General features: G+C 61.9%; 21 protein-coding genes. 8 read left to right on the plus strand and 13 right to left on the minus strand.

Annotation, left to right across the window (positions count from 1 at the left end; genetic code table 11):
• Nucleotides 1-124: 124 nt before the first annotated feature.
• Nucleotides 125-1,939 (plus strand): KUP/HAK/KT family potassium transporter, encoded by a 1,815-nt coding sequence (locus KP003_RS17585; protein WP_216789402.1) that lies wholly within the window; start codon nucleotides 125-127, stop codon nucleotides 1,937-1,939.
• Nucleotides 1,940-2,039: 100 nt separating this feature from the next.
• Here the strand turns inward: KP003_RS17585 and KP003_RS17590 are convergent, their stop codons facing one another.
• From KP003_RS17590 to KP003_RS17600, 3 genes are all read right to left on the minus strand, one after another.
• Nucleotides 2,040-2,381 carry a hypothetical protein gene (locus KP003_RS17590; RefSeq protein ID WP_216497488.1) on the minus strand — a complete coding sequence of 114 codons (342 nt, stop codon included), beginning with the start codon at nucleotides 2,379-2,381 and terminating at the stop codon, nucleotides 2,040-2,042.
• A 99-nt stretch (nucleotides 2,382-2,480) separates the two neighbouring features.
• Nucleotides 2,481-3,260 carry an endonuclease/exonuclease/phosphatase family protein gene (locus KP003_RS17595; protein WP_217300030.1) on the minus strand — a complete coding sequence of 260 codons (780 nt, stop codon included), beginning with the start codon at nucleotides 3,258-3,260 and terminating at the stop codon, nucleotides 2,481-2,483.
• Nucleotides 3,261-3,443: 183 nt separating this feature from the next.
• On the minus strand, nucleotides 3,444-5,909 hold the full coding sequence (locus KP003_RS17600) for a methyl-accepting chemotaxis protein (RefSeq protein WP_217300031.1): 2,466 nt from the start codon (nucleotides 5,907-5,909) through the stop codon (nucleotides 3,444-3,446).
• A 273-nt stretch (nucleotides 5,910-6,182) separates the two neighbouring features.
• Between KP003_RS17600 and KP003_RS17605 the strand changes: the two genes are divergently transcribed.
• Both KP003_RS17605 and KP003_RS17610 read left to right on the plus strand, forming a co-directional pair.
• Nucleotides 6,183-7,433, plus strand: a complete 1,251-nt coding sequence (locus KP003_RS17605; RefSeq protein WP_217300032.1) for a bifunctional alpha/beta hydrolase/OsmC family protein — start codon at nucleotides 6,183-6,185, stop codon at nucleotides 7,431-7,433.
• Between the two features lie 111 nt (nucleotides 7,434-7,544).
• The gene (locus tag KP003_RS17610) at nucleotides 7,545-7,721 is read left to right on the plus strand and encodes a hypothetical protein (RefSeq protein WP_216497484.1); all 177 of its coding nucleotides are present in this window, start codon (nucleotides 7,545-7,547) and stop codon (nucleotides 7,719-7,721) included.
• A gap of 62 nt (nucleotides 7,722-7,783) precedes the next feature.
• On the opposite strand, the gene KP003_RS17615 is transcribed toward KP003_RS17610, so the two are convergent.
• The 6 genes from KP003_RS17615 to KP003_RS17640 all read right to left on the minus strand — a co-directional run bounded on the left by KP003_RS17615 (nucleotide 7,784) and on the right by KP003_RS17640 (nucleotide 13,040).
• Nucleotides 7,784-7,909 (minus strand): FeoB-associated Cys-rich membrane protein, encoded by a 126-nt coding sequence (locus tag KP003_RS17615; protein WP_199396136.1) that lies wholly within the window; start codon nucleotides 7,907-7,909, stop codon nucleotides 7,784-7,786.
• Nucleotide 7,910: 1 nt separating this feature from the next.
• The gene (feoB, locus tag KP003_RS17620) at nucleotides 7,911-10,124 is read right to left on the minus strand and encodes a ferrous iron transport protein B (protein ID WP_217300033.1); all 2,214 of its coding nucleotides are present in this window, start codon (nucleotides 10,122-10,124) and stop codon (nucleotides 7,911-7,913) included.
• Nucleotides 10,121-10,348, minus strand: a complete 228-nt coding sequence (locus KP003_RS17625) for a FeoA family protein (protein ID WP_216789415.1) — start codon at nucleotides 10,346-10,348, stop codon at nucleotides 10,121-10,123. The genes feoB and KP003_RS17625 overlap by 4 nt, the downstream gene beginning before the upstream one ends.
• Before the next feature lie 4 nt (nucleotides 10,349-10,352).
• Nucleotides 10,353-10,607 carry a FeoA family protein gene (locus tag KP003_RS17630; RefSeq protein ID WP_216497480.1) on the minus strand — a complete coding sequence of 85 codons (255 nt, stop codon included), beginning with the start codon at nucleotides 10,605-10,607 and terminating at the stop codon, nucleotides 10,353-10,355.
• A gap of 67 nt (nucleotides 10,608-10,674) precedes the next feature.
• The gene (locus KP003_RS17635) at nucleotides 10,675-12,108 is read right to left on the minus strand and encodes a carbohydrate porin (RefSeq protein WP_217300034.1); all 1,434 of its coding nucleotides are present in this window, start codon (nucleotides 12,106-12,108) and stop codon (nucleotides 10,675-10,677) included.
• A gap of 482 nt (nucleotides 12,109-12,590) precedes the next feature.
• On the minus strand, nucleotides 12,591-13,040 hold the full coding sequence (locus KP003_RS17640) for a DNA-processing protein DprA (RefSeq protein ID WP_217300035.1): 450 nt from the start codon (nucleotides 13,038-13,040) through the stop codon (nucleotides 12,591-12,593).
• Nucleotides 13,041-13,210: 170 nt separating this feature from the next.
• Between KP003_RS17640 and KP003_RS17645 the strand changes: the two genes are divergently transcribed.
• From KP003_RS17645 to KP003_RS17655, 3 genes are read left to right on the plus strand one after another with little or no spacing between them, the layout of a single operon-like run.
• The gene (locus KP003_RS17645) at nucleotides 13,211-13,657 is read left to right on the plus strand and encodes an Hsp20/alpha crystallin family protein (RefSeq protein WP_217300036.1); all 447 of its coding nucleotides are present in this window, start codon (nucleotides 13,211-13,213) and stop codon (nucleotides 13,655-13,657) included.
• A gap of 33 nt (nucleotides 13,658-13,690) precedes the next feature.
• Nucleotides 13,691-14,089, plus strand: coding sequence for an Hsp20/alpha crystallin family protein (locus KP003_RS17650; RefSeq protein ID WP_216497476.1), 399 nt, complete (start codon nucleotides 13,691-13,693; stop codon nucleotides 14,087-14,089).
• A 27-nt stretch (nucleotides 14,090-14,116) separates the two neighbouring features.
• A complete protein-coding gene (locus KP003_RS17655; protein WP_216497475.1) occupies nucleotides 14,117-14,599 on the plus strand; it encodes an Hsp20/alpha crystallin family protein in 483 nt (160 codons plus the stop codon).
• 67 nt (nucleotides 14,600-14,666) lie between these two features.
• Here the strand turns inward: KP003_RS17655 and KP003_RS17660 are convergent, their stop codons facing one another.
• The 4 genes from KP003_RS17660 to trxB form a co-directional block, all read right to left on the minus strand.
• Nucleotides 14,667-15,665 carry a YhdH/YhfP family quinone oxidoreductase gene (locus tag KP003_RS17660; RefSeq protein WP_217300037.1) on the minus strand — a complete coding sequence of 333 codons (999 nt, stop codon included), beginning with the start codon at nucleotides 15,663-15,665 and terminating at the stop codon, nucleotides 14,667-14,669.
• A gap of 176 nt (nucleotides 15,666-15,841) precedes the next feature.
• Nucleotides 15,842-17,125 carry a diguanylate cyclase gene (locus KP003_RS17665; RefSeq protein ID WP_217300038.1) on the minus strand — a complete coding sequence of 428 codons (1,284 nt, stop codon included), beginning with the start codon at nucleotides 17,123-17,125 and terminating at the stop codon, nucleotides 15,842-15,844.
• Nucleotides 17,126-18,153: 1,028 nt separating this feature from the next.
• A complete protein-coding gene (locus tag KP003_RS17670) occupies nucleotides 18,154-19,680 on the minus strand; it encodes a YifB family Mg chelatase-like AAA ATPase (RefSeq protein WP_217300039.1) in 1,527 nt (508 codons plus the stop codon).
• Nucleotides 19,681-19,809: 129 nt separating this feature from the next.
• Entirely contained in the window at nucleotides 19,810-20,760 is a 951-nt protein-coding gene (gene trxB, locus KP003_RS17675) for a thioredoxin-disulfide reductase (protein WP_216789445.1), read from the minus strand.
• A 146-nt stretch (nucleotides 20,761-20,906) separates the two neighbouring features.
• Between trxB and KP003_RS17680 the strand changes: the two genes are divergently transcribed.
• Nucleotides 20,907-21,644, plus strand: coding sequence for a hypothetical protein (locus KP003_RS17680; RefSeq protein ID WP_217300040.1), 738 nt, complete (start codon nucleotides 20,907-20,909; stop codon nucleotides 21,642-21,644).
• 47 nt (nucleotides 21,645-21,691) lie between these two features.
• Nucleotides 21,692-22,705 (plus strand): cation diffusion facilitator family transporter, encoded by a 1,014-nt coding sequence (locus KP003_RS17685; protein ID WP_216789447.1) that lies wholly within the window; start codon nucleotides 21,692-21,694, stop codon nucleotides 22,703-22,705.
• Nucleotides 22,706-22,712: the final 7 nt, after the last annotated feature.

Below are 22,712 nucleotides of genomic sequence, written 5' to 3' on the forward strand. Positions count from 1 at the left end.
CCAGGCAGCACGTGGGCGACGCGGGGCGGGCCGTCGATATACCGGCTGTTTGCGCGGTTTTTCTTGTCACCGGCTGACAGCGGTGCTATATGTTGCGCGCTGATATCAACCGGAGGCTTGCTCCATGAAACACGAACAATCATACTGGGGCGGGGTTGTGAAATCGATGGGCCTGGTCTTCGGCGACATCGGCACCAGCCCCATCTATACCCTTTCCGTCATCTTCGCCCTCACCAAACCGACTCCCGACAACATCTTCGGCATCCTGTCGCTGATCGTGTGGACCCTGTTCATCCTGGTCACCGTCGAATACGCCTGGCTCGCCATGAGCCTCGGAAGAAAGGGGGAAGGGGGGACCATCGTCTTGAAGGAGATCCTGGTCCGCCTGCTCAAGGGGGGGCGCTCCATGGGATTCATCGGCCTCCTCTCCTTCATCGGGGTATCCCTGCTCTTGGGGGACGGCGTCATCACGCCGGCCATTTCCATACTCTCCGCCGTCGAAGGTCTCGAGCTGATACCGGCCACGGCCAACCTGTCGCAGGCAGGCGTGATCGCCATCGCCGCCACCATCGCCATCATCCTCTTCATCTTCCAATCCAAGGGAACCGACAAGGTGGCAGGCGCCTTCGGCCCCCTGATGGTGCTCTGGTTCTCGGCCCTTACCCTGTCCGGCCTGATCGCCATCTCGGGACACCCTGAAGTCCTCAAGTCGATTTCGCCCTGGTACGCAATCAAGTTCTTCCTCGACAACGGCATGTCCGCCTTCTTCGTCCTCTCCGAGGTCATCCTGTGCGCCACCGGGGGCGAGGCGCTCTACGCCGACATGGGGCACCTGGGGAGAAAGCCGATCGTGCGGGCATGGTACTTCGTCTTCGTCGCCTTGGTGATCAACTACCTGGGGCAGGGAGCCTTCCTGCTGGAGCACCAGCACGAGAAGAACACCCTGTTCGGCATGATCCACGGGCAGGCCCCATACCTGTACATCCCCTTCCTGCTGCTCACCATCCTGGCCACCGTGATCGCTTCGCAGGCCCTGATCAGCGGCGTCTTCTCCATCATCTACCAGGGAATCACCACCAGGATCATGCCGCTCATGAAGGTGGACTACACCTCGAGCCACCTGAAGTCGCAGATCTACATCGGCTCCGTGAACTGGACCCTGATGGTGCTGGTCATCTTCATCATGTTGCTCTTCGGCAAGTCGGAGAACCTGGCCGCCGCCTACGGCCTCGCCGTCACCGGCAGCATGACCATCACCGGCATCATGATGACCATGATCTTCGCCAACACCACCAAGAAGTGGAAGGTCCCCGTCGCCATCGCCGTGACCGTGGTCGACTTCGTGTTCCTGATCGCCAATCTGAACAAGCTGCCGCACGGCGGCTACTGGTCCCTCATCCTGGCCTCGATCCCCTTCCTGACCATCCTGCTCTGGACCAAGGGACAGCGCGCCCTGTACCGGGCCCTCAAGCCGCTGGACGTGGAGACCTTCCTCCTCTCCTACGAGCAGATCTTCGCCAAGCAGCGCACCATCCCCGGGACCGGTCTCTTCTTCACCCGCGAGTGGGCGGTGGTGCCCCCCTACGTGGTGCACTGCATCATCCGCAGCAACATCATCTACGAGCGCAACGTCTTCATCTCCATCATCAGGACCGACGAGCCGTTCGGGGTCTCCTACAAGCTGACCGAGAACCGGGGCAGCGGGCTGGACTCCTTCGAGATCTTCGCCGGGTACATGGAGGTGATCGACATCGAGACGCTCCTTAAGAAGAACGACATCCACGAGAAGGTCATCTTCTACGGCGTCGAGGACATCACCACCAACAACCCGATCTGGAAGGTGTTCAACGCGATCAAGAAGCTCAGCCCGAACTTCGTCCAGTTCAACCAGCTTCCCGCCAGCAAGCTGCAGGGAGTCCTGACCAGGGTCGAGATGTAGAGAGGGAACGAAAGACCATCGTTGGTGGAAAAGGAAAAGGGCCGCCCCCCGACGGGAGCGGCCCTTCTTCGTATCGATGTGGCGGGGAAGGAAGACGCGGTCAGACTGCGTCCAACAGGCTCCCCCAGTTGTCCTTCATCTGGATCCGGTGCAAGGCGTTCAGGCCATTCACCTCGTAGCAGATCTGGTCTGCCTCCTCCTGGGAGAGCCCCACCTTGGGGCGCACCCCCATCCAATGGCTGAACTGGCCGGAGGGGGCCTCCAGCGGGCGCGGCAGCGGCGGTCCCGGCTTGTACTTCTTCTCCACGAAGATCGCCGCCTCGTACTGGCGCCCGTGCTTCACCAGGCAGATTTCCAGCAAAGAGCCCGTGTTCTGCAGCACGCGCTCGATGATAACTTCCTGTACTTCCATATCGTCCGGCATCTCCGTGTATTCGCTCATAGCATCTCTCCGTTTCCCCGCTGCGGGGCATCTGTTTGATTCTCCCTTCTCTTCGGACGAGGTGGCCGCCGACTTTAGAATTTTTGGCGATTTCAGCTGCTACCTGACCAGCGCCGCCTGCGGCTCAACGCCTGCCAGACGCAGCTTTACGACGAGCGGCAAGTGGTCGGACGCAACGGCGGTCAGCCTGGTGCGCGGGATCAGTTCGCTCTCGACCGCGAGGTCGGGCGAGATGAAGATGTGGTCGAACCGGACTATGGGCATGCTGCTCGGGAAGGTGGACTGGTTGTGCCCGAACTTGAGCCGCTCCTGCTCGTCCTGGAGCGCATTTCTGAGGCGCTTGTGGATGCTCCAACTGGGGAGGGCGTTGAAGTCGCCGCACAACACCACCGGGGGGCGACAATCGGGGTGCGCGAGCCACTCGGCCCCGGTGAGCACCTTCGCCTGGTAGCTACGCTCCCGGGGGGTGAGCCCCAGGTGGGTGTTCACGAACTGCAGCTTCTGCCCGTAGAGGTCGATCTCCACCCACATCACGCCCCGCGGCACCATGGTACGGTAGCGGTTCTCCGGATGCAGCCCCCCTGCCCGGACCAGCCGCATCGGAAAGCGGCTGAAGACCACGTTGCCCCACCGTTCCCGTTCCAGATGGTAGTGAACGTCCCTTCTCACCACCAACGCCAATTCATGCGCCAGGTCCTGGCAGGCGCCCCCGATCTCGGGCCGAAAGCGCGCCCCGGGAAGTTCCTGGAGCGCCACGATGTCGGGCTGGCAGGTTTCGATCACCTCCGCGATGCGCGCGGCCGAGGTGTGCCGGTCGTTGCCGGTCAACCGGTGCACGTTGTAGGTCATGACGGTGAAGCTTAGGTCCTTTTCGGGCATGGTGCACCGGCCACCTTTCTCGGAGCGGAGTGGCTACGGGCCCCGCTCTGGGGATTGAGCAACGCCAGGAATTATACCCGGTTTTACCGGCGCTGTCGGGAAGTGGTGTGGCGGCGGAATGGAAAAAGGGGCGAATGATCATTCGCCCCTACAGTGGTAAACGGTCTTGCGATGGTCGGCAATCTACCCCTTGGACGAGACGTCGAAGCGGTCGATCTCGTTTTGCAGGACGGTGATCTGGCCGGCGAGCGCCGACATGCTTTCGCCGAGCACCTTGACCGCGCCGAGGTTGGTCTCCGTGGCGGCCTTGATGCTCTCGACCGCCGGAAGCACCTGGTCGGCCCCCTTGCTCTGCTCGTCGCAGGCCTTCTTGATGTGGCGGATCATCTCGGTGATGTTCTCGGTGGACTGGGCGATGAAGTTCCCGACGTTGCTCTGCTCGCGGGTGGAGTTCTTCACCTGGTCGGTGAGCACCTTCATCTTCTCCACCGCGTTCAGCACGAGGCTGCTCCCCTCCCCCTGCTCGCGGGTCGAGATGGCGATCTGGCGCACCATGGTGGTGACCTTTTCGGTTGTTTCCCTGATCATCAGGCTGCCGCGCGCCTGTTCGGCGGTGGCCCGGGCGATGCCGTTCACCTGCTCGGTCGCCTGCTGCACGCCGGCAACGATCTGCTCCAGGGCCTCGCCGGACCTGCGGGAGAGTTCCTCTCCCTGGGCGATGTTCTGCTCCGCCTGGCTGATGGCGACCACGGCGCGGTCGGTCTCCTCGAGGACGCCGTTGATCACGTCCGAGATCTTCCTGGTGGAAGCGCTGGTGCGCTCGGCAAGCTGCTTGATCTCGCCGGCCACGACCGCGAACCCCTTGCCGTGCTCGCCGGCCTGGGCCGCGATAATCGCGGCGTTGAGGGCCAGGAGGTTGGTCTGCTCCGCGACGTCGTCGATGACCGACAGTATGGCGCCGATGTCGCCGGCGCGCTGGGAAAGGGTGGCGATGACCTCCGAGGTGATGCGCGAGGAATCCTTGATGGCCCTGATCCCCAGGATGGTGGAGTCGACGGCGCTCTTACCCACCTCCGCGTCCTGCTTGACCGCTTCGGAGATCTTCACCGTGTTCAGCGCGTTCTTCTCCACCTCCTTGATGGAACTGTCCATTTCCACGATGGAGGAGGAGTTGATGCTGGCTTCTTCGAGGAGCAGGTCGGCGTTTCTCCCCACCTGCTTGATTGAAGCGGCCATCTCGATGATCGCCGAGCCGACCTCGTCCACCTGCTGGGCCAGCGCTTCGGCGTTGAGCGCCACTTCCTCGATGCTGGAAGCCATCTCCAAGACCGAGGAGGAGCTCTCCGAGGCCGACTGCGACAGCCCCTCCACAGCTCCCGCCACCCCTTTGATGGAGGCGGTGATCTGGGTCATGGCGCTGGAGGCCTCATTCACCGAGCTCGACTGCTGTTCGGCAGCCCCCATGACCGTGCCGGAGACCTGCACGAGGTTGCCGGAAACCGCGCCCAGCTCGTTGCTGGAGTGGCTCACCTGCCGCACCATCAGGGCGAGCTTCTCGGTCATGGCGTTGAAATCCGCGGCCATGGCGCCTATCTCGTCCTCGGTTTGCACCTCGAGGCGGCGGTTCAGGTCCCACGTGGTGGTAACGGAGACTATATGTTCCTTCAGCGTGGTGAAGAGGTCCAGGCTCGGCTTGAGCGACAGGTAGAGAATCGCGATGGAGGCAAGCAGGATGGCGATGAAGATCCCCAGCTGCGCCGCCACCCCCTTCCACATGGTAGCGAACAGGGGGCTGATCTCCTTGTGGGAGAAGAGGATGCCGACGGTCCCGCCGGAGGCGTCTTTCACCGGCCCGACGCCGACCAGGTACTTCCCCCCCTTCAGGGAGACTATGGCAAGCTGCGGCTCCTTGAGCGCTTCGTTCATCTCCGGCAGCACCTTGGCCGCCAGTCCGAGCGCCACTTCCTTCTGGGTCGGATACAGGATGCGGAAGGAGCCGACCTTCTCGCTCTTCACCTCCGTCGACTTGCCCTTCAGGAAGTCTTCGGTGAGAAAGAGGGTGACGTCGTTACCGGTGATCTGCTTCATCTGCTGGAAGACGTGGTCGATCTCCTCGGCCACCTCCATGTAGCCCAGCGCGCTGCCCCGGTAGCTGACGGGCTTCACGCAGCGCAGCGAGAAGAAGTTCTTCCCCATCTCCAGCCCCCAGGCCATCTGCTTGGTGGCCTGTGCCTTCAGGAACGTTTCCCGCTTCAGGATGTCCCCGTCCTGCTCCGGCTTGTGCGCCCGCAGCAGCACCTTGCCGTCAGGCTGGATGAAGTACATGTGGGTGATGTTGTTGTTCTGCTTGATCTCGCCGAATATCGGCTTGGCCGCGGCAAGGAGCGCGTCCTTGCTGCCTGCGGCAAAGGGAGCCAGCAGCACGTCGAGCTTGTCGAGGCCGGCGTGGGCGCGGGCCAACCCCTCTGCGTCCCCTTTCAGGATCGCCTCGAACAGACGACCGCTGTTGGCTGCTTCGTCCTTTAGTCCCTCCCGCATCTGGTGCATCTGGTACAGGTAGGCAAACAGCCCCAGCACGGTGATGCTGGCGACACACAAAGCGACAACGGAAACGACAACCCTCTTCTTGATCGACCACGTTGCAAACATCTTCTGACTCCCAATGGCATTGCATTACATTATAATGATGGAGGTTACGTTTATATCTCATTCCCCTTAAAGAGAAAAGAGGCAAAGCGTTGCCATGTTGTGATTCAAATCCCATTATCCGGATTTCCCCCATCAGGTTGCCGTTGGGGTAATCCTGTCGATGAACAAAGAAATGGCAACCCATTGACTTGCGACCGGCCGCAATTATCATTTTCCTGGCTGCGAGAAAGCAGGGTGCGCGACGGCCAGGACGGCCCCACCGAGGAGTTCGCCATGAACACGAAGAAGATCACCTTTCCCAACGGAAGCGGCTACCAGCTGGCGGCCCGGCTGGAACTCCCGGACGACGAGCGCCCGGTGGCCTACGCCATCTTCGCCCACTGTTTCACCTGCTCCAAGAACATCAAGGCGGCGGTCAACATCACGCGGGCCATGAGCAGCCGGCGCATCGCCGTGCTTCGTTTCGACTTCACGGGGCTGGGCGAGAGCGAGGGGGATTTCGCCGACACCGATTTCTCCTCGCAGGTATCCGACCTGGTGGCGGCGGCACGTTTTCTGGAGCGCGAGTACCAGGCTCCGCGCCTGCTGGTGGGTCATTCGCTGGGCGGATCGGCGGTGCTCGTTGCAGCCGCCGAAATCCCTTCGGCCACGGCGGTGGCCACCATCGCGGCTCCCTACAGCCCTTCCCATCTGCGCCGCCTGCTGGGAGAGTCGGCCGAAGAGGCCGAGCGGCAAGGAGAGGCGACGGTCAACCTGGGGGGCAGCGACTTCACCATCAGGAAAAGCCTGCTCGACGACCTGGAGGCGCAGCGTCCGGCCGAGACCCTGGCACATCTCGCGGGGGCTCTCCTCGTGCTGCATTCACCGGCAGACGGCATCGTGAAGATCGACAACGCGACCCAGATCTTCCAGGCGGCCCACCACCCGAAGAGTTTCATCTCTCTGGGAAGCGCCGACCACCTCCTCTCCGAGGGCGCCGACTCGCGCTATGCGGGGGAGGTCATCGCCTCCTGGGCCACGCGCTATCTCGGCACGGCCGAGGACGAGCCCGTGGCTCAGCCGGATTCCCAGGCCTCGGACAACAGGGTCACCGCCCGCACCGGTGCCGAAGGGTTCCGCACCGAAATCTTCGCCAACGGTTTCAGCCTGACCGCCGACGAACCGGTCAGTTACGGCGGCAGCAACGAGGGGCCCTCCCCCTACGAGTTCCTGATGGCCGCGCTCGCGGCCTGCACCACCATGACCGTCCAGATGTACGCCCGGCGCAAGGGGTGGCCGCTCGTCGAGGCGCTGGTGCGGCTTTCCCATCACAGGATCCACGCCGAGGACTGCCGCGACTGCGAGTCCGAGGACCGGCGCATCGACAAGTTCATACGGGAGCTGGAGCTGATCGGGGAGCTCGACCTGGAGCAGAGGGAGAAGCTCCTGGAAATCGCGGAGAAATGCCCGGTGCACCGCACCCTCACCGGCGAGATCCGGGTGGAGACCACACTGAAAGGAAGGACCCTGAACGTAGAGGTATAGCCGCCGGGCGCGGGAAAGGGGGGGGCGGAGCGATTTCCCCTCAAGGATCGCAGCCTCCCCGCCGATAAGAGCTGCAGCGCCCCGAGATAAGGGGCTGCAGGAGGACACGTTATGGATGTAACCACCATAGCAACCATGCAGGTAGCAGGCGCCGCTGCTCTCGCCCAGCAGTCGGCTTCCATGGAGTTGATGAAGAACGCGGCCAACGCCCAGATGCAGATGGCCAATATCCTGGCCCAGCAAGCGGCCGCGGTGAACCCGCCGGAGGGGTTCTCCGTCTACGCCTGAAAAAACCGACCACCAACCGCAAAGGGCCGGGGAACTTCCCCGGCCCTCGTCGTTTCAGCGCGCTACTTCTTGCAGCAGCTCCCCCCTTCGCAACCGCAGCACCCCTTCTTCTTCCAGAGCGTGGCGTACAGGATGTAGCAGGCTCCCCCTACGAGGAGGGCCGCAATGATTACGTCTGCGATTCCCATGTCAACCTCCCAGCCCCAGGAGTCTTCCCCCCTGGTAGACGATCAGCGCGGCGCACCAAGCCAGCGCGGTCTGATAACCAAGCCCCACCACGGCCCATTTCCAGGTGCCGAACTCCTGGCGCATGGCGGCGATCGCCACCACGCAGGGCATGTAGAGCAGCACGAACACCATGAAGGCGTAGGACGACAGCGGGGTGAATACCCCCAGCAGCGCCTGTTTCAGCGCGGAACGGTCCTTCTCCTTCTCCTCCGGTACCGGCAGATACAGGAGCGTCTTGACCGCCTTGCTGCAGGCCGCGCCGAAGGAAACCCCAATCTCCTTCAGATCCTCCTGCAGGGTCGGCACCTCCGCCTGCTCTTCCTTCTTGGGCGCGTAGATTTCGCCCATGGTGCCGACCACGATCTCCTTGGCGATGACGCCTGAGATCAGGGACGATGCCGCCTCCCAGGTGCCAAAACCCATGGGCTGGAACACCGGCGCCACCACAGCGCCCGCCTGCCCCAGGTAAGAATCGCGCTTGTGCTCGACCCCCCAGGGAAGGTTCAACAGAAACCAGACCAGGATCGAGACCGCGAAGATATAGGTACCGGCCTTGTACAGGAAGTGCTTCCCCTTCTCCCAGGTGTGCACGCAGAGGCTGTGCAGGGAAGGCATGCGGTAGGGGGGGAGCTCCATGATGAACATGGGGGCCTCGCCGCGGAACAGCGTCTTCTTGAAGATGAGCCCCATCAGCACCGCGAGCAGTATCCCCATCACGTACAACGACCAGATCACCGTGCTGGAGTTGTTGGGGAAGAAGGCGGAAACGAAGACCACGTACACCGGCAGGCGCGCGCCGCAGGACATAAGCGGCACCAAGAGCGCGGTCTGCACCTTGTCCTTGGGGTTCTCCAGGGTGCGCGTCGCGTAGATCCCCGGGACGTTGCAGCCGAAACCGAGCAGCATCGGTATGAATGATTTGCCGTGCAGGCCTATGGCGTGCATGGTGCGGTCCATCACGAAGGCGGCGCGCGCCATGTAGCCGCTCCCCTCCAGGAAGGTGATGAAGAACATCATGGCGAAGATGACCGGCACGAAGACGATGACCGAGCCCACCCCGGCGATCACCCCGTCGTTCACCAGCGACACGGTCCAGTCCGGCGCCCCCAGAGGGGTCAGCAGGGCGGAGGCCCAACGCTTGAATGGACCGTCGGTCATGGAGCCGAGCCAGGCCCCAAACGGGGCGGACAGGTCGAAGGTGAGCTTGAACAGCAGCCACATGGCGGCCATGAAGATCGGGATCCCCAGGAAACGGTTCAGCACGATCTTGTCGATCTTCTCGGTGATCTCGGTAGGGCGCAGCTCTGGCTTGTGCAGCACTTCGCGGGTCAGCCCGGAGGCGAGCGAGTAGCGGGCGTCGGCCATGATAGACTCGATGTCCTCGCCGTGGGCCTTCCTCAGGTGGTGCAGCGCCTGGTCCAGGAAGTCGAGGTTGTCCAGGTCCAGTTCCCTCATGACGTGGCTGTCCTGCTCCATGAGCTTCAAGAGCAGCCAGCGCTGCGGGTAGCTGTCGGTCAGCGCCGGATAACTGGTGCGGAAGGACTTGGCCAGGTAGTCGCAAGCGACCTCGATGTCCTCACCGTAGTTGAGCTTTTTCGGGACCCGCTGCTTCGGGGCGTCAGCCACCCGCAGCGCAGTGTCGAGCAACTGGTCGAGCCCGGTCTTCCTGGTGGCCGAAGTCGGAACCACCGCGATACCAAGCATCTCTTCCATCGCCTTGCCGTCGATCCGGTATCCCTTCTCCTGCGCCTCGTCGTAGATATTGAGCGCCATGACCACGGGGATGCCCAGTTCCATGATCTGCACGGTGAGGTAGAGGTTGCGCTCCAGGTTGGTGGCATCAACCACGTTGATGATGAGATCCGGGCGCTCGTGGACCAGGTAGTCCCGCGCCACGATCTCCTCCTGCGAGTAGGGGGAGAGCGAGTAGGTCCCGGGAAGGTCGACCAGGCGGATCTTCCTGCCGCCGAAGTCGAAGAGGGCCTCCTTCTTCTCCACGGTCACCCCGGCCCAGTTGCCGACGTGGAGCCTGGTGCCGGCGATGGCGTTGATCAGCGTGGACTTGCCGGAATTCGGGTTGCCCGCGACTGCCACGGTGATGACGCGCGCCTCGGCGCTGCGCCCGGAGATCTCGCCGTCTGACTCCTCGTCCCTGTACTTCAACTGCGTGCTCATCCCGCCACCTCCACCGCGATACCTTCCGCTTCCTTCTTCCTGAGGGACAGGTTGTAGCTCTTGATGCTCACCTCGATGGGGTCGCCCATGGGTGCCACCTTGAGCACCTTGATCTCTTCACCCACCAACACCCCCATATCCATGAGCCGCCTTTTCAAAGGTCCGATCGACCCGATCGAGGTGATGGTCCCCTTCTGCCCGGGCTTCAGCCTTGCCAGATTCATCTCGCTATCTCCTCACCATGATTTTCATCGCCATGCGGCGGGCCAGGGCGATCCGCGCCTCGTCCACCCTGAGCAGGATGGTGCTGCCGCCGTTGGTCAGCATTTCAACGTTCTTGCCGATCCGAAGCCCCATCTCCTCGACCCGGACCATGCTCTTATCCTGTTCGGCGCTCCCGGCGCGACCCGCCTCCCCCTTGCCGAACACGATCTCGACGATCTCGCCGTTTTCGCCTGCGCTTAAAAGTCCCAGAGGTATCATCCACGCTCCTTTACTGTTTGCCGTACAAGCGGCGTCGGGTGGCGCCGCCCCCCTTGTGTCCGCCTCTCTAGAAGCTGATCTTCGCGCGCAGCGCGAACGCCAGCACGCCGTCGTTACCGCTAAGGCCCGCCGGGTGCACCAGGTACTGTGCCACAGGCGAGATCTCGATCTGGTCGCTCGCCTTGTACCTGTAGTAGATCTCGGCAAGCTTCTCCTGGGCATCGGCCACGGTACGCGCCGCCTTCACCTGCCCGTAGGCGAAGCCCAGCACGTCGTCCTTGCGGCCGGCGACGAGCCCCTGGTACTGGCCGCCGGCACTCCAGGCGCGGGTTGCCGCGTAGACATCCTTGTCGCGCTGGCCATAACGGGCGAAGAGGGTGAGCTTGTCGGTGACCTGCTGGTCGAAGCTGACTCCCAGGCTGTAGGCGCTTTTGGCGACCAGCTTGCGGGTCCCGTCCGCCGGTGCGCTATCGAAGGCGCCGTAGATCCGGTAGTTCCCCTCGAGTTCGCCCGCCTTGTGCTTGTAGGCCAGTTCGGCGATGCCGAAGCCGTGATCGAAGATGTCGTTGCTGTCCGAGTCGTTCGCGCTGTCGGCGTCGCCGCTGCCGTAGCCGATACCGAAAGTAAGGGGCTCCGCCAGCTTGGCCTGGATCCGCGCACCCGGGCCGTTGGCCGGGAAGGGAAGCACGGCGGAATGAACGAAGGCGCCGGAGAGGAACTGGCTGTTTTCGTCGCCCGCTACGGCGTTGGTGTCGAAGTAGTTGGAGAGATCGACCTTGCCCGCGGTAAGCAGGAGGCGGTCGCTGAGAGCTGAGTGCTCGATCCATGCCTCGCGGAAGCGGACCCGGTCGCCGGTCGAACCGGCCACGCCGTTCATCCCGGAGAAGGAGGGCACCCTGGCGTCGACGCCGTCGCCGCCGGTCGCCTCGACGTCGATGACCGCGATGGTGTTCTCACCCACCTTGAAGTTGAAGACGAGATCAGCCCGCCCGACCACGTCCGTAGAGTCCTTGGGCTTGTTTCCGATCGACCCTTGCAGCACGCCCACCATCCCGCCCGACAGGGCGATGTTCTTGGTCAGGGCGGTGAACCTGGTTCCCAGGTCCTCATGGCGCGACTGGAAGGTCCTGGTGCCGACCAGGAGCATCTCAGCGCGCAGTTCCTCCTTGAGGTCGCTCAGGAGCACCAGGTCCTCCTTGTCCACCGCCTGGTTCCCCTCCTTCACCACCTTCTCCGCCATCTTCTCGGTGAGAAGGTGCACCGCCAGGGCCACGTCCATGCGGGAGCATTGCGCTTTCCCTTCCTGGAACTCCTTGGAAAAGAGCCCCTCCACCTGGTACTTGTTGCCCAGGCGCATGATTTCCTGGCACGCCTTCACTTTGCACTCCACCGTTTCCGGCACCACCAGCTCGGGATGCAGCGCGAAGGCCGCCCCCGATGTCATAAAAAGGCTCCCCAACAGGAGCATGCCGCTCACGGCGAGCTTCTTCACTTTGACCATAAACTCCTCCTCTTTTCATCGCTTCGACTCAGCCGGCTTTGACTGCAAAATCTGGAACAAGTTGCCGTATCCAGTAGATTGTTATTCACTACTTGTGGCCTATCGGCCCGCTCTTCCAAAACTGAAAACCAATTTCATTCATTGGAGAAAAAAAACAATACTCCCTTGAGTCACAGCATCGCTGTCGGTAACACAGTGACGCTGCGCCATCTGTCACTAATCGGAATCTCGTGCCCTGAGAACGTCATCAGTACAATGACATTCACTTTCAGAGCATCAACCCGGAAATACAGTGACAGATAAGAGCTGCGCCGCGAGAGTCACGACACTGCCACTTCCAGAGCTAAACCTTTGATTGACTGGGGGATGGAATTGCCAGATGGACCAATGTCACAGTTGGTTTTGAAAGTTGTTTTCGTTTATAGAGGAGGGGCTCGCGATTGTCAATATTTTTATTTTTAGAAATTTCAGAGCCAGCGGCGTTACAGCAGAACCACTTTGCCTCGGTGCTCCGAGCACAGCCGCTCCAGACTTCCGCCAGGAGACGCATGCGCTATGACAACGGTGTCGGCGAGGTCGATCATCATCTTGTTGCGTTGATAGCACTTCGACTCGCAGGGATGACTCACACTCTGGGCGTAGCGGGATATCACCAGGAGGCGCCCCGCGGCCAGGTGTCGCTCCCATTGCGAGTCCAGCCGGTTCAGCCCCTGAGCCAGGGCGATGATGATGGGCTGGTTTCCCTGCAGCAGCCTGCAGAGCACCTCCTTCTCGATCGGGGAATGGTATCCGGAGATGACGCAGTTGCCGGCCTCGCGTTGCGCCTCCGCCCAGCGACACGCCTTCTCCGCCGCCTCCTGGGGAAACTTGCGGGAACAAAGGAAAGCGACCTTGCGCAGGTCAAACAATGCCTCGTTGCCGATCAAATGCATGCGCCACCTCCCGGTCGGAATGGCTAGAGTATATCGCGCGCCCTCCCCTCCGAAAGCCCCCCTAAAGCACCGCACCAGGGGAGGGCCTCACACGACCACCCCCTTGACAGCGCACAAACAGTGATTATCTTACGCTCAGAAATTCGACTCACCGAAAGGAGGTAAATCACATGGCAAGCTGGGATGTTTTCAGAGAACTGGACAACCTGAGAAGAGAGATCGACGAAGCCTTCCGCGGCGTGGGAGTGAACCGTTCCTTTGGTCCGACGTTCCTCTCGCCGGTGACCACCCGTCGCTTCCCGATGGTCAACTTCAGCGAGGATGAGGGCAACGTCTACGTGGAAGCCCTGATCCCCGGGGTGGACCCCAAAGATGTGGACCTCTCGGTCCTCAGAAACACCCTGACCATCAGCGGCGAGCGCAAGCCTTTCGCCGAGGTGAAAGGGATCGTGCACCGCAGCGAGCTCGGCTCCGGCAAATTCAGCCGCACCCTCGAGCTCCCGGTCGACATCGACGCCAACAGGATTAGCGCCCGGTGCAAGGACGGCATCATGACCGTGACCCTGGCCAAGGCGGAGCACGCCAAGCCGAAACGGATCGAAATCAAGCTTTCCTAAAGCCGGAAATACTGTGAAGAGGAGGTCATCGATATGGCACCCAACAGCTTGACCGAAAGAAACGACGAAATGAACGTACAACCGCGTGAAGAAACGAGGTCGAACGAGAGATTCATACGCCCGGCAGTAAACATCATCGAAACCGACGAAGGTCTTTTCGTCACCGCCGATCTCCCGGGCGCAGCCAAAGAGAGCATCGACGTCAACGTGGAGAAGGGAGTACTCACCATCAGCGCACCCGCATCGCACACCATGGCGGGCACTCCGGTCTACCGCGAGTTCGAACTGGGCAGTTATTTCCGCCAGTTCACCATTCCGGAGAGCCTCGACCACGGCCAGGCCAAGGCCGATTTCGCCAACGGCATACTGACACTGCGCATACCCAAGGCCGAAATCGCCAAGCCGCGGCGCATCGAGGTGCAGGTGAGCTAAAGACGTTGCACAGGAGGTGAATGAGGGATGGCAAGCCTGGTACCTGAGAAGTGGCGTGACGCCCTTGAACATGTACAGGACAAGGTGGGCACCCTGCTGAACAACCTGGTGCCCGCGAAGAAAGAGGAACGAACGCTGGAGAACCTCACCGCCGACGTGATTCCCGCGTTCATGCAGCGCGGCGGCCCGCTGGTCGACATGCACGAAACCGCCGAGGAACTCGTGATCCGAGCCGAAGTGCCGGGGATGAAGAAGGAAGATTTCAGCGTCGAACTGGTGGACCGGCGCCTCACCATCAGGGGTGAAAAGAAGGTCGTACGCGAGGGGAAAGGGGCCGCGGGAGGCTTCCTCTCCGAGTGCCGCTACGGCAGCTTCTCCCGCAGCGTGGTGCTGCCGTATCCGGTGCAGGAAGAAAAGATCAGGGCGGACCTGAACAACGGGGTCCTCACCATCCGGCTACCAAAGCCGCAACAGCAACGCGGCACGGGGCACCGCATCCCGATTTCCTGAGCCCCTTCACAAGTAAAGGCCAGCCCGCACCCGGACTGGCCTTTATTTTTGCCCGCGGCAGCAGAGCTTACAGCTGCACCAGCACCCTCCCCCTGACGCCACCCCGGAGAATCCGACTGATCTCATCCTCCAGACCCTCCAGCGTCACCTCGGTCGCCATCTGGCCCAGGAGTGCGGGGCGCCACGGACCGGCGAGCCGTTGCCACACCTCGAGCCGCGTGGCGCTCGGGCAGCGCGAGGAGTCGATCCCGACCAGGGTGACTGCGCGCAGGATGAAGGGATGGACGTTGACCGGGAGTTCAGCGGAGCCGACCAGACCGCAGCAGGTGACCGTACCGCCGTAGCGCGTGGATTTCAGCACCGCGGCGAGCATCTCCCCCCCGACCACGTCGACGGCCCCCGCCCAACGTTCCTTCATCAGGGCTCGCTCCGCCCCCGCCATCACCTCGGCGCGGGAGATCACCTCCGCTGCGCCCAAGTCCCGCAGAAAACCCTCGTCGGCCGCCTTGCCCGTGGCGGCCACGACGCGGTACCCCGCCTTGGCCAGGATGCTCACCGCCATGCTCCCGACCCCGCCAGTCGCGCCGGTGACCAGGACGTCGCCGCTTTCCGGCCTCACCCCCGCCCGCTCCAGCTTCAATACCGACAGCCCTGCCGTGAACCCGGCGGTCCCGATAATCATGCTGTCGCGCAGGGAAAGCCCGGCCGGAAGCGGCACCCCCCATGACGAGGGGACGCGGATGTACTCGCCCCACCCTCCGTCGGTCTCCATGCCGAGGTCGTGCCCGGTGACCACCACCTGGGCGCCCGGCGCGAAGCTGCCGTCGCTGCAGGAAGCGACCTCGCCCGCGGCATCGATCCCCGGTGTGTGCGGGAACTGCCTGGTCACACCGGGATGCCCGGTAGCGGAGAGGGCGTCCTTGTAATTGAGCGAAGAATAGCGCACCCGCACCAAAAGCTCACCCGCACCCAGTTCGTTTATGTCACGCTGTTTAAGGCTCCTGGTGAAGGTCTGGTCCGCCCCTTTCTCCACTACCAGTGCTTTGAATCTCGTCATCGTTTCCATGCCGTTCTCCGTGTTGCTCTCTTAGTGATAAACCGACACAAGGATCATAACGGCAGGAAATGAGAGGTCAAGCAGGACGAATGACCTGATCCGGTTCTGGGAGCGGTCGGGCAGGATTTTTCCGAGTGAGGTGATGAACTCTGCGGCGGGCGACAGGGGTGGGCTTGAGAGCTGATTCAGTTGACGGCGTGCGGGTAAACCTGTCTCACTCTCTTTCCCGGCTCCTTCTTGGAGGAGACCACCCGGTTGCGCCCTTTCAGCTTGGCCCGGTACAGCGCCTTGTCCGCAGCTTCGACGAGCTGCGACCTGCTCGCGTCCCGGTCCGGACACATGGCGGCGACACCGGCGCTGACCGTGACCACCCGGGCAACCGGAGAATGACTGTGAGGGATCTGGAGGGCCTCCACGGCTTTACGGCAGGACTCCGCAATAGCCGCCGCATCGTCAAGGCCGACCCCGGAAAGCAGCAACACGAACTCCTCGCCGCCGTAGCGCGCCGCGGTGTCTCCGGGGCGCCTGGCAAACCCTCCGAGTTCCTGCGCCACGAGTTTGAGGCAATTGTCGCCGGCCTGGTGTCCGTAGTTGTCGTTGAAGAACTTGAAGAAGTCGATGTCGAAGAAGATGAGCGCTATGGGGGCCTCGGAGCGGACGGCGCGCAGCCATTCCTGGTCCAGCATCACCTCGAAATGGCGGCGGTTGCCCAGGCTGGTCAGCGGGTCCGAGATGGAAAGCCTGCGCAATTCCAGGGTCGCATTCTGGAGCTGCCGGTTTTCGTACTCGAGCAGGTTCGCGTTCAGGAAGTCGCGGCGCAGGTAATTTTCCATCAGCGAATTGGAGAAGGCCCCGATGATGATGGTGGCGACGATGCTGAAGGTGTTCTGAATGAGAATAGTGACGTCGGTGTGGTTGAAGAAGATGGCCACAGCCTCGTATGCCAGCGTGGTGGCCAAGGCCCAGCAGACCGCGTAACGGAGCCTGAGGCTTACGAAGGTGAAGGCACCCATGATGAGGAGCAAAATCCCGGAGTAGTAGTAATTCTTGGTGGGGGTCGGGTCGTAGTAGACCATGGAGACGATGCCGAGGCTCCCGACCAGCATCACCAGCGAGACGACCGGCTGCATGAAACACCGGAGATGGGGAAAGTAGGTGAATGCAAGTCCGGCCATGACCGTGGGGCAGACCACGGCGTAGCGGATGAACCACATGTGGGCCCGGTCCGCAGGCAGGAGCAGGCCGTCCACCAGCCCGAAGACCGCGTACAGAATGAACCCGGTCAGGAGTGCGACCCTGACGTGTTTCAGGGTTTTCTCGCGGTAGTACTCGTCGAAGGCGGATTCCAGCGGTTCCGGGAACCGGACGGACTTCAGTCCTCCTTCCCCCAAGGTTTCCCGGGCCTTTCGCACCATCTCCATCTCAGGCCCAGGCGTCATCACATTCACATTTATGTCGATGTTGTGCATATCTCACTCATAGGCGCCGTACGGCATGCTACCGGGAGTTATTCAAACTGACATAAAGCACGGTAGACATTATACCAGCATTCATGAATGCACAACTAAATACACGCTCTAACCTGGTGAGTTAAGTCACAAAAAATGCACAAAATCATATACTGCAGACAATTCGTGAGTTAGCGGACCGGTGCCAAAGGAACCGATGCTAGGTCTTGTACTGTTGGCCTAGCTGTCGTAAAAGTCATTTTGCAAGACCTGGCACCACTATCAGTGGATCGGCGTTTGACAAGAAATCTAGGGGAAAGGCTTTTGTCTTTTTGCGGGAGGGGACGTTGCCAAGCATCAGATCGTTAATCCTACCTACAGCAAAGGCGCCCCGACTTGTTAAGGTCGGCCTCCGGATTTTTAGATCGAGCCCGACCTTGTTAAGATCGGCCTCCGGATTTTTAGATCGAGGCCAAAGTTGTTAACTTCGACCTCAAGATTTTTAGATCGAGCCCAATCTTGTTAAGATCGGCCTCCATATTTTTAGATCGCGCCCAATCTTGTTAAGATCGACCTCCGGATTTTTAGATCGAGCCCGATCTTGTTAACTTCGGCCTCCAGATTTTTAGATCGAGCCCGATCTTTTTAACTTCGGCCTCCAGATTTTTAGATCGCGCCCAATCTTGTTAACTTCGGCCTCCAGATTTTTAGATCGAGCCCGATCTTGTTAACTTCGGCCTCCAGATTTTTAGATCGCGCCCGATCTTGTTAACTTCGGCCTCCAGATTTTTAGATCGAGCCCGATCTTGTTAACTTCGGCCTCCAGATTTTTAGATCGAGCCCGATCTTGTTAACTTCGGCCTCCGGATTTTTAGATCGAGCCCAATCTTGTTAACTTCGGCCTCCAGATTTTAGATCGAGCCCGATCTTGTTAACTTCGGCCTCCGGATTTTTAGATCAAGCCCGATCTTGTTAACTTCGGCTTCCGGATTTTAAGATCGGGGTAACAGCAAGGCAAGGGAGACAGGCACCCGGCGGAGCCAGTCCCCTTACGTCTTCCGGTCCAGGCTCCGGTACTGGATGGCCTCGGAGATGTGGTGTTCGCGGATGGTCTCGGCGCCCTCGAGGTCGGCGATGGTCCGGGCCACCTTCAAAATCCTGGTGTAACTTCTGGCACTGAGACCGAGGCGGTCGGTGACCACTTCGAGCATCCGGCTTCCCGCCTCGTCGGGCTCACAGAACTTGCGGATCATCCGGGCGGTCATCTGGGCGTTGCTCCTGACCCTGGTCCCCAGGAAGCGCTCCTTCTGCACCTCCCTCGAGCGCGACACCCTGGCCGCGATGGCCGCGGAGCTCTCGCTCTCGCCCCGGTCGGCGAGGTCGCGGTACTTCACCGCCGGCACTTCGATGTGGATGTCGATACGGTCCAGAAGCGGGCCGGAAACCCGGGAGCGGTAGCGGTGGATCATGAGCGGCGTGCACGAGCACTGGTGGATGGGGTCGGAGAGGTAGCCGCAGGGGCAGGGATTCATGGCGGCGACCAGCATGATGCGGGAGGGGTAGGTGACCGAGGAGAGCGCCCGGGAGATGGTGACCCGCCCGTCCTCCATGGGCTGTCGCAGCACCTCCAGAACGTGCTGCTTGAACTCGGGGAGCTCGTCCAGAAACAGGACGCCGTTGTGGGACAGGGAAACCTCGCCCGGCTTGGGCGTGTTGCTGCCGCCGATGAGCCCGACGTCGGAGATGGTGTGGTGCGGGGAACGGAAGGGGCGGGAGGAGATGAGCGCATGGTCCCGCTCCAAAAGCCCCATGACGCTGTAGACCTTGGTGGTTTCGATCGCCTCCTCGAAGAGCATCGGGGGGAGGATCGAAGGGATGCGCCGGGCCAGCATGGTCTTTCCCGACCCCGGCGGGCCGATCATCAGGAGGTTGTGCGAGCCGGCGGCGGCGACCTCCAGGGCGCGTTTCGCATGCTCCTGCCCCTTCACCTCGGAGAAGTCGTCGCCCGCCTCGCATCCCTGGCTGAAGAGCGCCTCGACGTCGGCACGGAACGGGGCGATCGCGAGGTTGCCGTTCAGGAAATCCACGACCTGGGAGAGCTCGGTCACGCCGATCACCTCGACCCCCTCGACGACACCCCCTTCGCAGACGTTCTCCGCCGGGATGATGATACCGGCCAGCCCCGCCTCGCGCGCGGCGACCGCCACCGAGAGGCAGCCGCGCACGGGCTTGACGCCACCGTCCAGCGACAGCTCCCCCAGGAGGATGTAGCGCCGGAGCTGATCTTCCTTGACGGCGCCGGTGGCGGCGAGGATGCCTATGGAGATGGGAAGGTCGAAGGAGGCCCCCTCCTTCTTGACGTCGGCGGGGGCTAGGTTGACGGTGATCTTGCGGTTGGGGAAATCGTAGCCGGAGTTCTTGAGCGCGGCCTTGACCCGGTCCTTGCTTTCCTTGACCGCCCCGTCGGGGAGGCCGACGGTGGCTAGCTGGGGGAGGCCCTGGGCGATGTCGACTTCCACGTCGACCAGGATGGCGTCTATACCTAAAAGCGCGCTGGCGAGAACCTTGGCAAGCATCCGAACCCCCAACTAACGGTGAAATTACTCGGGTAAGTTCCTGCGGGTAGTCTGCGCTGCCGTGCGTGTCGCGAGGTGCACCTTGCCCCCCCTCCCCCGCTGTGCGAGGGGGGGGGCGGAGGAGCAGGGTCAGGCTTTCAGCATTTCCAGGTAACGGTCGGCGTCGAGGGCGGCCATGCAGCCGGTGCCGGCGGAGGTGATCGCCTGTTTGTAGTTCCTGTCCTGCACGTCGCCCGCGGCGAAGACCCCGGGGGTGCTGGTTGCAGTCGAGTTCCCTTCGTAGCCGCAGTTGGTGCGGATGTATCCCTCGTCCATCTCGAGCTGCCCTTCGAAGATGTGGGTGTTGGGCTGGTGCCCAATGGCGATGAAGCAGCCGTGCACGTCGATCACCTTGTCGGAGCCGCTTTTGTGGCGCAGCCTGATGCCGGTTACGCCGGACTCGTCCCCGAGCACCTCCTCCAGCTGGTGGTTCCATTCAATGGTTACGTTGCCGTTCTTGGTCTTCTCGATCAGCCTGTCGGCAAGGATCTTCTCGGCGCGGAACTTGTCCCTTCTGTGCACGACGGTCACGTGGCTTGCGATGTTGGAGAGGTAGAGCGCCTCTTCCACCGCCGTGCTGCCGCCACCGACGACGGCAACCGGCTTGCCGCGGTAGAAGAATCCGTCACAGGTCGCGCAGGCCGAAACCCCCTTCCCCTTGAAGGCGTGCTCGGAGGGGAGCCCCAGGTACTTCGCCGAGGCGCCGGTGGCGATGATGAGCGCGTCGCAGCTGTAGCTGCCGCTGTCCCCTTCCAAAACGAACGGGGGCTTCATCACCTGGGCCTTGTTGATGTGGTCGAAAATGAACTGGGTGCCGAAGCGCTCGGCGTGCTGGCGCATCCGCTCCATCAGCTCCGGCCCCATCACCCCTTCCGGGTCGCCGGGCCAATTATCCACCTCGGTCGTCGTCATCAACTGCCCCCCCTGCTGCAGCCCGGTGATGAGGACAGGGTTCAGGTTCGCCCGCGCCGCGTAGATCGCGGCAGTGAAACCCGCAGGACCTGAGCCTAAGATGATGAGACGATGGTGAATCGGTTCCATTTGTACAGACCTCCGACAGAATTTTGCCGGAAAGATAACAGTATATAGTTCAAATTGCAAGGCGCCAGGCGGCTAAGCGATTGACCCCGGTAGGGAGCTCTGCTAAGATTCAAACCGTTGCTCACTATAATGAAAACGAGGGGAACATGAAAAAACTCGCCGTATTACTCGCCCTGTCGGTCACCCTTTTCGGCGCCGCACAGGCCATGGCCAGAGACATAAGCTTCAACTCTCCGCTGACCCAGAAGGAGTTCCGGGAGCTGACCAGGGAGGCGGGCGCCGCCATCTCTTACAAGAACGTGGCACCCGCTGAACCGCTCGGGATCACCGGGTTCGACATCGGCGTTGAGCTCTCGGCGATCGACATCAGCAACAGCAGCTACTGGAACGCCGCCTACCGAAACGACGCCCCTTCCTTCCTGGCGATCCCGAAGCTGCGCGCCCGTAAAGGTCTTCCCATGGGGATCGACGTCGGCGCCATGTACTCGTATGTTCCTGATTCCAACATCAAGCTCTGGGGCATCGAGGTGAGCAAGGCAATCCTCGAAGGGACCGCGGCGACGCCCGCTCTAGGCGTGCGCGCCACCTACAGCAGGCTTTCCGGCGTCAACGATCTCGACTTGCAGACCGCCGGCATCGATGCCTCCATCAGCAAAGGATTCCTGATCCTGACCCCCTACGCCGGGGCGGGCGGGGTCTGGGTCAACAGCGAGGCGAAAGGGCATCTGAAGGCACTGGCCCCGACCCTCAAGTCCGAGGACGTCTTCCAGCCGCGCGTCTTCGGCGGCGTGAAGTTCTCGCCGCTGCCCCTGGTCGGCATCACCGCCGAGGTTGAATACCAGCAGCGCCCGATCTATTCCCTCAAAGCCGGGTTGAGCTTCTAACCGGGAGGGGAGGGGCTTCGCCCCTCCCCTCCCCATCGAGATACGCTATGCACGCCCATGCCGAAACCCACCTGGACCAGAGCATAACCGGACGCTTCAAGTACGCCATCCTGCTCACCTCGCTGACCCTGGTGGCTGAACTGGCGGGGGGCATCTGGACCAACTCGCTGGCCCTTTTGTCCGACGCGGCGCACGTGTTCCTCGACCTCTTCGCCCTGCTCCTCTCCCTGGGTGCCATCAAGCTCGCCTCGTATCCTGTCAGCGACACCCGGACCTTCGGCTGGCACAGAACCGAGGTGTTCGCCTCGTTCATCAACGGCAGCACCGTCTTTCTCATCGCCGGTATCATCTGCTACGAGGCGGTGGAGCGCATGATGCAGCCGCAGGCCGTGAAGAGCCTCGAGATGCTGATCATCGCCGCCGTCGGCCTCGCCATGAACCTGCTCTCCGCCGGCGCGCTCCACTCGCACTCGCACGACGACCTCAACGTCCACAGCGCCTTTTTGCACGTCATCGGCGACGCTGCCGCCTCGGTCGGCGTCATCGTGGGCGGCATCATCATGTACTTCACCAACTGGTACCTTCTCGACGCCATCATATCGGTCGGCATCGGCTTCATCATCTTCTGGGGATCGTGGCGGGTGATACGCGAGTCGGTGCACATCCTTCTGGAAGGGGTACCGCGCGGCATCGACATAAAACAGGTCGCCTTCGCCATGCAGGAGGTGAAGGGGGTGGCAGAGGTGCACCACCTGAACGTCTGGACCATCTGCTCCCACATCATCGCCCTCTCCGCGCATGTCGTGGTGCCGGATTGCTCCAACTCGGAACAGGATGAGATCCTGCGCAAGATCGAGGAGAAGCTGTTCCAGCATTTCCACATCAGCCACACCACGCTGCAGGTCGAGAGCGCGCGCTGCACCGAGGCGCAGGGCGCCAAGCAATTCCGACATCGCCCCAGAGCCGCCTCGCTGGCGCATGCCCACGCGCACCCGCATCAACACCCGCACGGCACTTGCCAGGGACACCATCACGGCCACGACCACGATCACGCACACTAACTGAAAC

Origin of the sequence: Geomonas diazotrophica, assembly GCF_019063885.1 — a bacterium.
Taxonomy (GTDB): Bacteria; Desulfobacterota; Desulfuromonadia; order Geobacterales; family Geobacteraceae; genus Geomonas; species Geomonas diazotrophica.